Source organism: Bacillus sp. T-10(2022), assembly GCF_056502895.1.
Genome location: NZ_CP113518.1, coordinates 2,116,678 through 2,130,677 on the forward strand (window position 1 = coordinate 2,116,678; position 14,000 = coordinate 2,130,677).

The 14,000-nt window shown below is 36.3% G+C and carries 14 protein-coding genes and 1 pseudogene; 11 read left to right on the forward strand and 4 right to left on the reverse strand.

The features are described 5' to 3' along the window. Positions 1-491 precede the first annotated feature (491 nt). Positions 492-818, reverse strand: coding sequence for an antibiotic biosynthesis monooxygenase family protein (locus tag OSJ91_RS10375; protein WP_053534576.1), 327 nt, complete (start codon positions 816-818; stop codon positions 492-494). A gap of 207 nt (positions 819-1,025) precedes the next feature. Between OSJ91_RS10375 and OSJ91_RS10380 the strand changes: the two genes are divergently transcribed. The 7 genes from OSJ91_RS10380 to abc-f all read left to right on the forward strand — a co-directional run bounded on the left by OSJ91_RS10380 (position 1,026) and on the right by abc-f (position 8,436). Next, positions 1,026-1,871 (forward strand): aminoglycoside 6-adenylyltransferase, encoded by an 846-nt coding sequence (locus OSJ91_RS10380; RefSeq protein ID WP_485891507.1) that lies wholly within the window; start codon positions 1,026-1,028, stop codon positions 1,869-1,871. Between the two features lie 65 nt (positions 1,872-1,936). After that, a complete protein-coding gene (locus OSJ91_RS10385) occupies positions 1,937-2,488 on the forward strand; it encodes a dihydrofolate reductase family protein (protein ID WP_485891509.1) in 552 nt (183 codons plus the stop codon). A 144-nt stretch (positions 2,489-2,632) separates the two neighbouring features. Then, positions 2,633-3,598, forward strand: a complete 966-nt coding sequence (locus OSJ91_RS10390; protein WP_350302145.1) for an alpha/beta fold hydrolase — start codon at positions 2,633-2,635, stop codon at positions 3,596-3,598. A gap of 18 nt (positions 3,599-3,616) precedes the next feature. Then, positions 3,617-4,288, forward strand: coding sequence for a response regulator transcription factor (locus OSJ91_RS10395; protein ID WP_350302146.1), 672 nt, complete (start codon positions 3,617-3,619; stop codon positions 4,286-4,288). After that, positions 4,285-5,280, forward strand: a complete 996-nt coding sequence (locus tag OSJ91_RS10400) for a sensor histidine kinase (protein ID WP_485891510.1) — start codon at positions 4,285-4,287, stop codon at positions 5,278-5,280. The genes OSJ91_RS10395 and OSJ91_RS10400 overlap by 4 nt, the downstream gene beginning before the upstream one ends. Before the next feature lie 204 nt (positions 5,281-5,484). Continuing rightward, positions 5,485-6,354 (forward strand): cation diffusion facilitator family transporter, encoded by an 870-nt coding sequence (locus tag OSJ91_RS10405; protein ID WP_413016856.1) that lies wholly within the window; start codon positions 5,485-5,487, stop codon positions 6,352-6,354. A 453-nt stretch (positions 6,355-6,807) separates the two neighbouring features. Continuing rightward, positions 6,808-8,436 (forward strand): ribosomal protection-like ABC-F family protein, encoded by a 1,629-nt coding sequence (abc-f, locus tag OSJ91_RS10410; protein ID WP_485891511.1) that lies wholly within the window; start codon positions 6,808-6,810, stop codon positions 8,434-8,436. 223 nt (positions 8,437-8,659) lie between these two features. On the opposite strand, the gene OSJ91_RS10415 is transcribed toward abc-f, so the two are convergent. Then, on the reverse strand, positions 8,660-9,016 hold the full coding sequence (locus tag OSJ91_RS10415; RefSeq protein ID WP_485891512.1) for a potassium channel family protein: 357 nt from the start codon (positions 9,014-9,016) through the stop codon (positions 8,660-8,662). A 203-nt stretch (positions 9,017-9,219) separates the two neighbouring features. Here OSJ91_RS10415 and OSJ91_RS10420 point away from each other — a divergent pair, with 203 nt between their 5' ends. Then, the gene (locus OSJ91_RS10420) at positions 9,220-9,645 is read left to right on the forward strand and encodes a VOC family protein (protein WP_350302150.1); all 426 of its coding nucleotides are present in this window, start codon (positions 9,220-9,222) and stop codon (positions 9,643-9,645) included. Positions 9,646-9,972: 327 nt separating this feature from the next. Here the strand turns inward: OSJ91_RS10420 and OSJ91_RS10425 are convergent, their stop codons facing one another. Together OSJ91_RS10425 and OSJ91_RS10430 are read right to left on the reverse strand one after the other, a co-directional pair. After that, positions 9,973-10,245, reverse strand: coding sequence for a ribbon-helix-helix domain-containing protein (locus tag OSJ91_RS10425; protein ID WP_350302151.1), 273 nt, complete (start codon positions 10,243-10,245; stop codon positions 9,973-9,975). Positions 10,246-10,479: 234 nt separating this feature from the next. Further along, a pseudogene (locus OSJ91_RS10430) lies at positions 10,480-10,767 on the reverse strand (DUF6434 domain-containing protein); the annotation flags it as partial. Between the two features lie 114 nt (positions 10,768-10,881). Here OSJ91_RS10430 and OSJ91_RS10435 point away from each other — a divergent pair. From OSJ91_RS10435 to OSJ91_RS10445, 3 genes are all read left to right on the forward strand, one after another. Then, complete coding sequence (locus OSJ91_RS10435; protein ID WP_350302840.1) at positions 10,882-11,163, forward strand: PTS sugar transporter subunit IIA; 282 nt, start codon at positions 10,882-10,884, stop codon at positions 11,161-11,163. 273 nt (positions 11,164-11,436) lie between these two features. Next, complete coding sequence (locus OSJ91_RS10440) at positions 11,437-12,339, forward strand: aldo/keto reductase (RefSeq protein ID WP_413016863.1); 903 nt, start codon at positions 11,437-11,439, stop codon at positions 12,337-12,339. A gap of 1,302 nt (positions 12,340-13,641) precedes the next feature. After that, on the forward strand, positions 13,642-13,893 hold the full coding sequence (locus OSJ91_RS10445; RefSeq protein WP_485891513.1) for a hypothetical protein: 252 nt from the start codon (positions 13,642-13,644) through the stop codon (positions 13,891-13,893). Positions 13,894-14,000: the final 107 nt, after the last annotated feature.

Below are 14,000 nucleotides of genomic sequence, written 5' to 3' on the forward strand. Positions count from 1 at the left end.
GAATGCTCGCATCACGAAGCTCTTTTACGATTTTACTGAGGGAATGATTACTAATTTTTAAGGGAATTTTAGCGGTCTCTTGCTGAAGACAAACTCAATAGAAAGCTAGTTTGACTTCAGTTTAAAAAACGTTCTACCCGCAAGCGTCTTTGGTATCTGCCAGTTACTCACCAGGAGTATGGTAAATTTCTTCAATTTAATAAGTGTTTCATAAAACAGTAAAAATCAATAATGGAAATTAGTCTTGAACATGGTTTGGGATGAACAGCCTAATGTAAAAAAATTCTAGTTGATTGGAATGGAAGGTACGAGACTCCTGCGGGAAAAGCGCGTCCAAGGGAGACCCCACAGGCGCAAAGAGCGCCGAGGAGGCTCCCGGACCGCCCGCGGAAAGCGAGTGCCTGGAATGTAAATCAACGTTCAAATTTACAAACCCTCAAAAAAGTAAAAGCGTCTTTTTTATAGCTGAAAATTCATAAATTTCAGTTTCCTTATTTGCTGGTATAATCTCTTTCAACCTTACAAATTCGTGTAGTGTATGACGAGTACCAATCTTTCATACCTTTTTCTTGTGCCTTTTTGTGAGCGGCATTTTCCTTCCAAAGCTTAATGGCATCCAAGGACTTCCAATAGGATACGGTAATTCCTAACCCGTTTTGATCTCTTACGCTTTCGACTCCTAAATAGCCATCTTGTTGAGCGGCAAGTTCATCCATGAATTCAGCGGTTGAATTATAGCTTGCGGCATCCTTATCGCTTCTTTGGGAAGTGAAAATACAAGCGTAATAGGGCGGTTCGGGAGTATTTGCAAAAAACATGAAATGATGCCTCCTTTTAACTTAATATTCAAAATAATATCATACCGGCAAGAACATGGATAGATGCCCGGTAAAGAGGTATTCAGCAAAGAAAACAAGGAGGTAAGAAGCAGTATATATCACTGACACGGAATTCTACGGAAGGGATTTTATTCTAATTCACGAATATATATTACTTTGACGGTTTTACAAAAAAAGGAGATGGTTTTGTGTGCGGGATTCGTTAGCAAACATATAGAAAGAGATGCAATTTTACCGAAACAACGCGATATTCTTTTGGAAAATGCATTAAAAGATTTATCGGCAGATCCTGATGTTTTGGCTATTTACATAGCCGGTTCATTAGCAAAAGGAAACGATGATAACTACTCGGATATAGATTTGCACACTATTGTTATTCCAAAACGTAAAGCAGATTTTTTAAAGGAAAAAAGGAATAGAGCCAATAACTGGGGAAATGTTTCATTTCACGAAGACTACAATCCTTCTTCACCGTATATCGTCACTCATTATAATACCTTTGTGAAAGTGGATAGCTGGTATCATGCACCTGAGGAAATTGTTCCCTCCATCTGGTTAAAAGAGGTAGAAGTCATCTATGATCCTTTTAATATAATGAGTCCTGTTATTAAGGAATCGGCAAAGAAAGTGTATAAACCTACACCGGATGAAGTTGAGCATTGGAGAGGAAAGCTGCTTGCTTTTGTCCATGAAACCTACAGGGCCGTTATGAGAAGAGAAATGTTATATGCACTATCCAATCTTGATAGGATACGGTGGCTGATTGTGTCTGGTTGGTATATGGAAATGGAACAACATATGGATGTCCCCTATGGAGCATGGACAAAAATCGAGGGCAATAGAAGTAAATTAGCTGGAAAGCAATTATCACTGTTGAAAAGTTGGGATTGTGGCCGCAATTCAAATGAAATCATTAAAACGTTGAGAAGTATGATCCCAGAATTCTTTAGACTAAATAAATACCTATGTACTCAAGTGGGTGTCGAAACAAATGAAGACCATATCAAAAGAATAATCGATATGGCTATCTGATACCATATGAGGCTAATGGAATAACGATCGTGTAAAATGTGTAATCTCTATTGGAGGGATGCTAAGTGGCAGAATTGGTATATCATGTAGCCGTTTCACTTGATAATTTCATTGCCGACCAAGCAATGTTGGAAGGGGATATCAATCATTCTTTTTTCTTATTTGAAGGAGATCATGTCCCGGACTTTTTATCCGATATCCAGCAATATGAAGCGGTGTTGATGGGAAGTAAAACATATGAATTTGGATTTCAATTCGGAGCTAAACCGGGTGAACCAGGTTATAAGGGTTTGAAACATTATATATTCTCGAGCTCCCTTCAGTTTGAATCGAATGAAGAGGTAGAACTTATCGAAGGAGATGCCGTTGCGTTTATAGAAAACCTCAAACATCAAAGTGACGGAAAGCTATGGCTTTGCGGGGGCGGAGAACTGGCTGGAACGTTATTAAAACATAAACTCATTGATCAATTGGTGCTGAAAGTGAATCCAGTCATAATCGGTGAAGGCATCCCTCTTTTTGGCAGCGTTAAGCCAAGTCTAAAATTGGATTTAGTTGAAATGAAACAATATTCAAACGGTGTGATTAAACCGACATATAATATTATTTATACTTAGGGCTGCGCTGGCGCAGCTTTTTTAATGCAAATCAATGAACAATAAAAGGTGAATTTTTCTTTATTGAAAATTCACAATGAAAATTAATTAGAAATTTATTATTAACATATATCCTTTCAATATAACTTGAAAGGAGTTTTCTATATGAGAAAAATGTTGAAAGTATCAAAGAATATATTTTTCACCTTCATTGCTATTATCTTATTTGTAGTATTAGCTGTTTTTATTTACCATAATTATCAAAAGGGCAAGGAATCATCATTAATTAGCGTAGGAACATCCGTTGATTTTAATAACAAAGAAATTAATGTATATACGGAAGGAAGCGGGGAGGATACATACGTTTTTATGTCCGGTTCCGGAATTGCTGCTCCCGTTTATGAATTGAAAGGATTATATAGTAAGTTTGCAAAAGAAAATAAGATTGCAGTCATTGAAAGAGCAGGATATGGATACAGTGATGTTTTTCATGATGATAGGGATATTGATGTAATATTGGAACAAAGCAGGAAATCGTTAATGGAAAGTGGGAATAAACCTCCTTATATTTTGGTTCCACACTCAGTTTCAGGTATTGAAGCTATTTACTGGGCACAAAAATACCCAAGCGAAGTAAAGGGAATTATTGCTTTGGATATTGGTCTACCGCACCAATATGTAACTCATAAAATGGGCATGGTTGATTCATTGACAGTAAGAGGAGTGAATATTTTAACGAAAATGGGTTTGCACCGTCTTGTTCCTTCTGCTGTTTATAATCCCGAAGTGATCCGGCAATCATTCTTGACTGACCATGAAAAAGAAATGTATAAAGCACTATCATATAAACAGTTTTTTAATGATGATATGGAGGAAGAGCTTTTGCAGAGTTACAATAATGGTGAAAAATCAGTTAATTTGCCGATTCCAAAAGAAACACCCATTTTATTTTTAGATGCGATTGCCGATGAAAATAAAAATTCGAAATATACCAAACAAAAAAATGAAGATTATGAGGAGTTTGCAGAGAAACTATTAAAAGCGGATGTAATAAAACTGAAAGGGACGCACAGCATTTATCTATACGTGCCAGATGAAATATATGATCTAGCCATGGAATTTATCAAATGAATATAGAAAGGCCCTGTTATGAAAAGATATAATATTTTAATTGTTGAAGATGATTTAATGATTGGTGATTTATTGAAAAAAATTTTGCAGCGCGAAGAGTATAATGTATGTTGGATGAAAGAAGGAAAAGATATTATCGATATAATCCATGAGATGGATTTAGTCATTATGGATGTTATGCTGCCAGGAGATGATGGCTATCAAATTACAAAGAAAGTAAAAAGTCTAGGATTGAATATTCCGGTTATTTTTCTATCCGCCCGAAATGATATGGATAGCAAACTACAAGGTTTGACAATTGGTGAGGATTATATGACTAAGCCTTTTGATCCCAGGGAGCTATTACTAAGAATGCAGAAATTGCTGGAAAATCAATATGGTACTTTCACGCAAATTAAACATTTATATATTGATGCCGAACATAAAAAGGTATTCAATAATGCCTTGCATAATGAAGTGGTTTTTACTGCGATAGAGCGTAAAATATTTTTCTATTTATATGAAAATAGGAATCGGATTTTAACGAAAGAACATTTCTTTGAATATTTATGGCAGCTCGAAGATAGGAATCAAAATATCATTAATGTGCATATAAAAAAAGTCAGAACAAAAATCAATGATAACACGGGAGAGATCATCCAAAATATATATGGAGAAGGGTATAGATTGAATACCTATATAAAGAAATGAAATTAAAGAAAAAATACCAGCTATTGTTATTTATTGCCGTTATTAGCGTGCCATTTATATTGCTGTTAATCAGTATCCTTATGTCACTAATTTATGATATGGCCTTTAAATCCAATAATAGTGACATTCCTTTTCATGAATCTTTTGCATATCCTACAATGCTGGGAGTATTTATTTTATCACTATTATTGTTAGCCTTCTTATTTTCCAAATCTATTAACTCGCTATTAAATAAAATAAATATATTGAATGAAACCATCAGGAATTTAGCCAGTGATGAGGAGATTCCGAATAAATTAGAGGTAAATAGCAATGATGAACTCGGAAAATTAACTGAATCGGTGAACTTACTAATTGAAAGAACGACCTATCGGGAATTGGAACTAAAGCAACAAGGAGAAATGAAAAAGGAACTCTTAAATAAATTAAGACATGACATCAATACACCTTTAACAGCAGTAAGATTACAATTATTCTATTTAGAAGGTCAATATTCGGATCAAGCTCCACTATTACAATCACTATATCAACAAATAAATTATATTTCCGAATTAACAAATGAGTATAATATTCAATCAATAGATACGCTTGATAATTCTTATATCTTAAATGACGAAGTGAATATGCACGATTTAATAGAAATGATGGTTAAAAAATGGGCCTATTTGTATAACATGCATGGTATTGAATTAATATATCATCCTTTAAATGGAGAGTTGGAATGGATGAGTAATGACTTGTGGCTCCAAAGGTTATTCGATAACGTTTTCCAAAATGTATTGAACCATTCGAAGGCTGATAAACTTGTGATAACCATTGAAAATAATGTGGTCAGTATCAAGGATAATGGAATTGGTTTCGATATCGGTAGTAGTAAGGGGCTTGGCTTAAAAATAATCGAGGATATAGCTAAGACACTTCATATAAAATATAATTTGCAATCAAATGAAAGCGGAACGTTATTTTGTTTTACTGTCGAAAATACGATATAGATCTCACTTGTTTCGTTATTTTGCGGGGATACATCCGGGGATTTTGTCAGGGACTCATCAATATCATTCTATTCAGATAGTTTGCCATATGCAACATAGTTATCTATCACTTACTTATATAAAGCGATACAAAAAGGTTGCTATAGACCCACCCATTTTTAAGTTGATATGATATTCAGGTACTTAATTGTGGGGGGAAGTTGAATGGAAGAACAAAAATATAATGACCTCAAATTAGGCGAACGTGGAGCAATCATTAGTATAATTGCTTATATTTGTCTATCAATCATGAAGCTGGCTATCGGATACATAAGCGACTCAGCGGCCTTGAAAGCGGATGGTTTGAATAACACGACTGATATTATTGCGTCCATTGCCGTACTGATCGGTTTAAGGCTAGCTCAAAGACCCCCCGATAAAGATCATGGTTATGGTCATTGGAAAAGTGAAACGATTGCATCGATGGTAGCATCATTTATCATGTTTGCTGTTGGTGTACAAGTATTGATAGATGCAGTTGGTTCCATGCTTAAAGGTGGAAAGGAATCACCTGACATTATTGCCGGGTATGTGGGTGTTTTATCAGCAATAGCCATGTATTTTGTATACCGATATAATAAAAAGCTTGCTATGAAAATTAACAGTAAAGCCGTTATGGCAGCTTCGAAAGATAATATTTCCGATGCTTGGGTAAGTATCGGAACAGCTATAGGGATTTTCGGCTCCCAATTAAACATGCCTTGGCTGGATCCCCTTACTGCAGTCATTGTTGGATTATTAATATGCAAAACAGCCTGGGATATATTCATTCAAGCCTCGCATGAACTTTCTGACGGATTTGATGAAAATAAAATTCATCTATATAAGGATGTAATTACAAATGTCGATGGAGTCAAGGGGATAAAAGAAATTAAAGGGAGAAATTACGGGAATAATGAAGTGATTGATGTTGTGATCCTTGTCAATTCTACCTTGGATATTAAAGAAGCACATGATATAGCGACACATGTAGAAAAAGTGATGATGAAAGATCATGGAGTGTATGATGTTCATGTCCATGTAGAGCCCAATTAATTTTCTCTTTTTATGAATTAACTAAAAAGGGGTATAAATCTGCTTTACAAACATATGAATAATATGCAATCATTAATTCATTACATTGGAAGGAATAGGTACCTTATACAATGAAGCAGTAATCTTATCAAATAAACAGTAAATCTAAATCAATTTCAATGGGTGTTATCGGTTAGATATTTTCAATGAAAATACGCGTCACTTTGTTTGCTTACTGGTTTAATCGGTAAGTTAAGTGATTTCACTTTTTCATTTGAACAAGAATCTTTTTAGATACCCATGTGAGATTTTTAATGATTATGTTTAGAGATGGGATACGTCTGTTCGTTTATAGGTACTAATTCATATACAACTACTTTTTCTGTTATCAAAGCAGATGAGGTATATTTGGTTTATGTATATTAATTTAGTAGCAGGCGATCTCTCTCTAGAAAAATGGAGGGGGATTTTTTTATGTTATTTTTAAAAGCGAATGATCTAAAGAAAAGCTACGGGACCCGTGAAGTTCTTTCCGTCGATACACTTCATCTTTACAGTCATGACCGTATTGGTTTGGTTGGCAGGAATGGAGAAGGTAAAACGACCCTGCTTTCTATACTTGCGGGAGTGAGGGAACCCGATTCCGGTCATATCGAGAGCTATGGAACAGTCAGCTATATCCCGCAAATAGAAGAAACTGAACAAGAAATAAGCGGTATATTAACGAGCATATGGAAACTGCCAGATGAAAATCAAGAAATCATAAGCGGCGGTGAACGTACTCGAAGAAAAATCGCCGCAGCTCTGTCTTCCAATGCGGATGTATTGATCGCGGATGAACCTACGAGTCATTTGGATATATCCGGAATTGAACAATTGGAAAAGGATTTAAAATCTTTTAATGGCGCTATTTTGCTTACTTCACATGATAAAGCATTCCTGAATCATCTGTGTACAACAATATGGGAAGTTGAGCAAGGCAAGGTAACTGTATATGAAGGGAATTACGAAGCTTATATCAAACAAAAGCAAGCAAAAACAGAAAAGGAAAATAAGCAATATGAAGAGTATACCCGTGAAAAGAACCGGTTGAAACAGGCTGCACAAAACCTCCAAGCTAAATCCGATTCAATTAGGAAAGCCCCTAAACGAATGGGTAATTCAGAAGCAAGGCTGCATAAACGGAGCTCCGGGAAACAGAAGGCGAAATTGAACCGTTCTGCCGAAGCGATCGAAACTCGGATCGAAAAATTAGCAAAAAAAGAAAAACCGAGGGAAGATCCTCCTATCATTTTTGATATTTCAGAATTTCCATCTTTGCATAGCAAAAGGGTCATTCGATTTAATGGCTGTTCCCTGAAAGTTGGCTCAAGGGTGCTGAAGCAACATATTTTTGGAGATGTCAAACTAGCTTGCAGACTCGCCATCAATGGTCAAAATGGTTCAGGAAAAACGACATTATTGAAAAAGATAGTGGAAAGGCACCCAGACTTATATGTCGCGAAGCCGGCAAAGATTGGATTTTTTGCACAACAACAAGAAAATTTGAATGAAATTAAAACGGTTCTTGAAAATATATTGGAGGACAGTCCCTACAATCAGGCTTTTATTCGGACGCTATTATCACGATTAGCTTTTAAAGGAAATGACGTTCACAAACAAGTATCACTTTTAAGCGGTGGGGAAAGAGTCAGGGCTTCCCTAGCTAAAGTTTTTTTGGGAAATTATAATGTACTGGTTTTGGATGAACCTACAAATTACCTGGACATTCATACTAAAGAGGCTTTAACCGAAGTGTTAAAAGCATATCCAGGAACCATCGTTTTTGTGACTCATGATCGTTCATTGATCCAATCGCTTGCAACGCATTCACTTTCATTTGAAGATGAACCTCCGAGAGTAAGTGCCATCAATCAGGAAGCAACAAAATTGTCCAAACGTAAGGATGATCATCAAGATAAACAGGCTGAACTTCTTATGATTGAAGTGCAAATCATCGAGACACTTGGGAAACTGTCCAGTGTTGTGAAGGAAGAGGAAAAGGAGGAATTGGATAGGGAATACCTTCAACTCTTGAACAAGAAAAAGGAACTTGAAGATTAAGTGCAAACCATAAAAGGCCCTTCTCAATCGAGAGGGGCCTTTTGATTGATAAAGAGCGGTCAAAGTAGAGAGAGTTATTTTACACTTAAAATACCAACAAAGTGGATTAGTGAAAATTAATGAAAAAAAAGATGACTAATGTTAAAATTAACCAAGTTTATGTAGAAGGGGTATTTACACCAATCAAAAAAGAATGCCAATTATTATAAGCATTCCTATGCATTCAGATTTTGCTGCTGTTGCTCTCGTTTTCCGGTTTCTTTATGATTGCGTATGCTAGGTATCCTAGGTATCCTATTAAGCCCATAAATAATCCGGTGCCGCCTACAATATAAATCATTGTAAACACTTTTCCTAATGTTGTCTGCGGTTCAAAACTGGGATGCCCAACCGTGCTAAGAGTAACAACACAGAAGTAAAGGGAATCAATCACAGTTAGACCTTCCTGCTTAACATAGAAAATCGTGCCGGAAAATAACATAACGAGGACCAAGACGAAAAGAACCTGGAAGTTCTTCAGTTTAAAAGCGGACCAGAGCGCTTTTAGAAAACGTTTCAAGGTGAGGATAAATGAAATCATTGGTAATCGAATTTCCTTTCGGTTCATTACATTTTAAGTAAAGTGAATGAGTAAATCCTGATATTCGAGCTTGATCAGTTAATCATTCTACTATACAGGAATTCAGTTTAGATTGACAAAGAAACCTGTTTATTTTGATCTGATTTGGACTAGAAGCGTTGGTAAACAATAGAAGGAGAAACTAAGTAAGAAGGGGGACAATCATGAAGCCACGTATTACTGTCATTACATTAGGTGTGGATGATTTGGAAAAATCGCTGGAATTCTATCGGGATGGCCTGGGATTTCAAACAGAAGGGATAGTGGGCAAGGAATTTGAGCATGGAGCCGTTGCCTTTTTCGACCTGCAAGAAGGCCTAAAGCTTGCCATATGGAGTCGCAGGGATATAGCTCATGAGGCCAAGGTTCCTTTGTCTCCGACAAGTCCTACTGAATTTACCCTTGGTCACAATGTAGGCAGTAAAGAGGAAGTGAATATTGTGTTGGAAAAAGCAAAAAAAGCTGGCGCAATCATAACCGATCCGGCACATGACACTTTCTGGGGAGGATACTCTGCACACTTTCAAGACCCTGATGGACACCTTTGGGAGGTCGTTTGGAACCCGCAGTGGGACATCACAGAATCATGAATGTGATCCATTTCAAGTTGATCTTGCTGAATAGAATCATGTTTTAGAAACATCACCTCAAGTTTTAATATTTCTAAAAGGACTCTAGGCAAAAGGATTCTATCTAAAGGTTAAAACAAAGTTGATTGGAACGGAAGGTACGAGACTCCTGCGGGAACAGCGTGTCTATGGGAGACCCCACAGGCGAAAGCCGAGGAGGCTCCCGGACCGCCCGCGGAAAGCGAGTGCCTGGAGTGGAAAGCAACGTCCAAATTGTACAAGCCATAAAAAACACTAGACAAACCCGATTTTCATCGAGTTTGCCTAAAGTATGAACAAGCACTTTACCTAGGGGTTAAGTGCTTGTTTTTTATTAATGAATTCTCTACTTTTTGCAATCATTTCTTTATTCTTTTCTATCGCTTCGTTATTACTGTATTTCACCTGATTAACGGTCTCATTGTCTTCCATGTATTCAAGCAGCAAGTCTACCGCTTTATCCATCAGTCTTTCGATGGGGATACCTCTTTCTTCAGCCAAATTAGCGAGTCTATTAGTCAAGTACGGATTGAGGGTAATGTTTATTGGTTTTCGCGTTTCAGAATTGATAGGCCGTTCCACCTTCAGTCTTTTAATCTATCATATACCTTTAATTGAGGGTAAACAAATTTAGTGTAGGGAAATGTATGTAGGCTTGTACAGAATTGGAAAGAAGCATTATTTAGGAGATAAATTCCTGAACGCATTAGTAAGTCTTGGTTTTAATATTTGGATAAATCTCAACTGGTTCTGTTGGCTTGAAATAAGGAAACAAATAGCGTTTTATGAACGTCGAAATAATGTCAATAGAAATGTTTAGTTGTACTTAAAAGACTTATTATTAGACATATATTTATTGCTTCCTGGGAGTTTCTTGATTTTGTTCCAGGCTTCAATCGCTTCTTCACGACTTTTCCCTTGATTATTAGGATCAGCAAAAAAATCACGAATAAATTTATTGTATTCAAATTGAGGAGCAATATTTTTCTTGTACGATGGGTCTTTCTTTCGCTCTTCTTCTTTATACCAAGCATCTACTACATCACGATATATTTTTCCGATGTTGTTTTTAAAATAGTTTTGGATATAGGTAGAAAAATGAAAATTAAGGAAGTATTGCGTACGGCCCTCCAATTAATATCAAAATAACATACTATCAAAAGGGGTGATAATATGACGAAAACGAAAGAGGATCTCTCTGAATAATCATTTCAATTAATTCTCCATAGCGGGAATGCCCGCAGCTGTGCAATGGAAGCCATCGCCTTGCAAAAACAAGGTAAATCAAGCGATGCCCAGGATAAATTAAAGGAAGCGGAACAAGAAATCGTTGCGGCACATAAAATCCAAACCGCATTGAATCAACAAGAAGTGAATGGTGAGAAATTCGAGATTCCAATGCTCTTGATCCATGCTCAGGATCACTTGATGACTTCCATGACAACAAAAGATTTAGCGATAGAAATCGTGGAATTACATGAGAAAACACAAAGGAACTAATAATATTCAAGAGGTTGCTGCGGCAGCCTTTTTCTTATGTTCATAACGTGTGAACTTGCACGAGAAGGCGGCGATATATTTCTTCATGAACCTAAGCTCAAAAAATATGGCATGAAAGGGTCACTCAAGATTAGGAATCTCCGAAATTTTAAATTATACTAAGGTTCATGGCAGCAGCAATTGATGCTGTAACAGATTAACGAAGGGTAGTCATGATAGAAAAACAAACAACTAATTAGCAAGCCCAATCATGTTATAAAAGGGGAGAAAAACATGCAAAGAGTCAATCTAACTGAAGATCTTAGTCTTTCACGCATTGTACACGGTATGTGGAGATTGGCAGATTGGAGATTTTCTACCGAGGAAATCCTATCTCTTATTGAACACGGAATGGATCGGGGCGTCACTACATATGATCACGCCGATATATATGGCAGTTATACGTGTGAGGAGATTTTTGGGAACGCACTTTCATTAAAGCCATCTTTACGCGATAAAATGGAGATTGTTACGAAATGTGGCATAGTTCTTAAATCAGAAAACCGTCCTTCCCATAAAAGTCACCATTATGACACTAGTAAAGCCCATATCATAAAGTCTGTTGATCAATCTCTTATGAATCTTAAAACGGATTATATTGATCTGTTACTTATTCATCGTCCGGATCCCCTGATGGACCCTGCGGAAACGGCTGAGGCGTTTAATCAATTAAAAGAATCAGGAAAGGTCCGTAACTTTGGAGTATCGAACTTCAAAAAACCGCAATGGGATATGCTTCAATCTTATCTAGAATATCCGCTTGTGACGAATCAGTTGGAGCTTTCTGCATATAATCTTGAAAACTTCGAAGACGGAACCATGAACTCATGTCAGGAAATGGGCGTGGCGCCAATGGCATGGTCACCGCTTGCAGGAGGAAGCATTTTTGAGGAGTCGAATGAAAAGGCTGTCCGCTTAAGAAAAACGTTAGAAATCGTGAAAGAAGAAATCGGTGCCAATGGAATAGATGAAGTGATGTATGCATGGCTGTTGAGACATCCCGCAAAAATCATTCCAATCGTTGGATCCGGTAAGAAAGAAAGACTGGACAGCGCCATTGATTCACTAAACCTAAGCATGGAAAAAGAGCAATGGTTTAACATTTTAACAAGCTCGATGGGACATGATATTCCCTAATAAACAGACCTTTGAACAAAAAGAATGGGACTTCCAAGAGGGGGTCTTTTCTTTTTGCGTGAAAAATCATTGGGAATCAACTCAGTTGTAGACGTTTAACCAAACCTCTCATGACATTTCTCCAAAAATTCCCCAAAGACCAATCTATCTAATCAAGCGAACGACAGGAACATCAATCTTTATCCCTTTTATGAATAAAACTTCAAATAACCCTCTTTTTTTTTAACCGAATTCCCACCAAAAATGTTCTACTGATATATTATTAAACGAACACATCCCCTCAAAAATCATTGTAAGTAATTAAATGAAATATGTCTTGTAAATGGCAAAACTTCAAAATCAAGGGTAAAGTCTACTCTATGAGTCATTCAATTTCTCCATTCGATAAAAATCCATGGGTAAACAAGTTTTATAAAGTAAAATTGTTAGTGAGAATAATTATACCTATTATGATGATGTTTTTTTAATATATGTTCAAAAATATAGTTCTTTATACCTACTAATCTTTTGGCCTATTCCTATTTTTCATGGGTCGAATTATACTTTCCTTAATTCCATTTGAGGAAAATTGTAGAATTATAGGAGGGTGCTAATGAAGGAGACAGAAGCAACCATATCTTAAATTGGAAAGTGCTCCCATGTATGTTGATTATTCATTTGTTAGCAGTCAATCACCAAAGACTGGTACATTGCAGCTGCCAATCAGGGTGTTGTTGTTCAATTTCTTCAAGATGAAACACAAACCACATAATTTTGTATTCGAACGACCATCCGACCAATTCCACTTTAAAACCTCATTCTTTTCCGAATGTACCTCAAAAAAGAATATTAACCAATATGCGTAGTCATGCTCCATGGTATGAATAAAAACCAGCTCAAGTAACTCGATTGATAAAAGATGTTCAAGTAATTCAATTTTACTCAAACAGTTATCGGGAGATGCTTTTTATTCGAAGTTCCAATAAACAGAAAAGGATAAAGGTTCATATTTACAAAGTAGCTATGATACCCATGTATACTTGATTATTCCTCCAAACCAATGATTCCAGTTCATGTCATCGTTTACAATGACACCAATTAAAAACAACAACTGTACCCAAAAAAGATACACATACAAAAGGTTATTTATCAGTCTCTAGTGATTTTGGAGATCATTATACCGACAACCTATACCGGTAAAAGAGGGACTTCAAATCATTGATTGAATTCCCGGTACCAATAGTATTCAAATAAATAAGAAATCATACGACATCACTAACGATACTTATGCAGCACCACCATAAATTAATGGGGGGAAATAAGATGAAGCTTAATAAAAGAAAGCTAAATAAATATAAATTGGTAGTATGGACATTGATTCTCGCACTGATTGTATCCATTATTCCGCCTTTTCAGGGAAGTGTCACTTTTGCAGAGAAGAACGAACCAATCAAAGATGTACATGAATTACAAGAGATGGATGAATTAAGGACGGAAAATTCTAAGACGTACCTTGATACTAAGACACGAGAATATGTGCTAGAGGAATATACAGAACCCATCCACTTTGAATAAGACAATAAATGGGAGGATATTAACAATGATATAGTCGCTGAAAAAGCTGAATCAGACGATGGGGATTTATCTGTTGGAAATAAAGCAAATGATTACAAGGTGAAGTT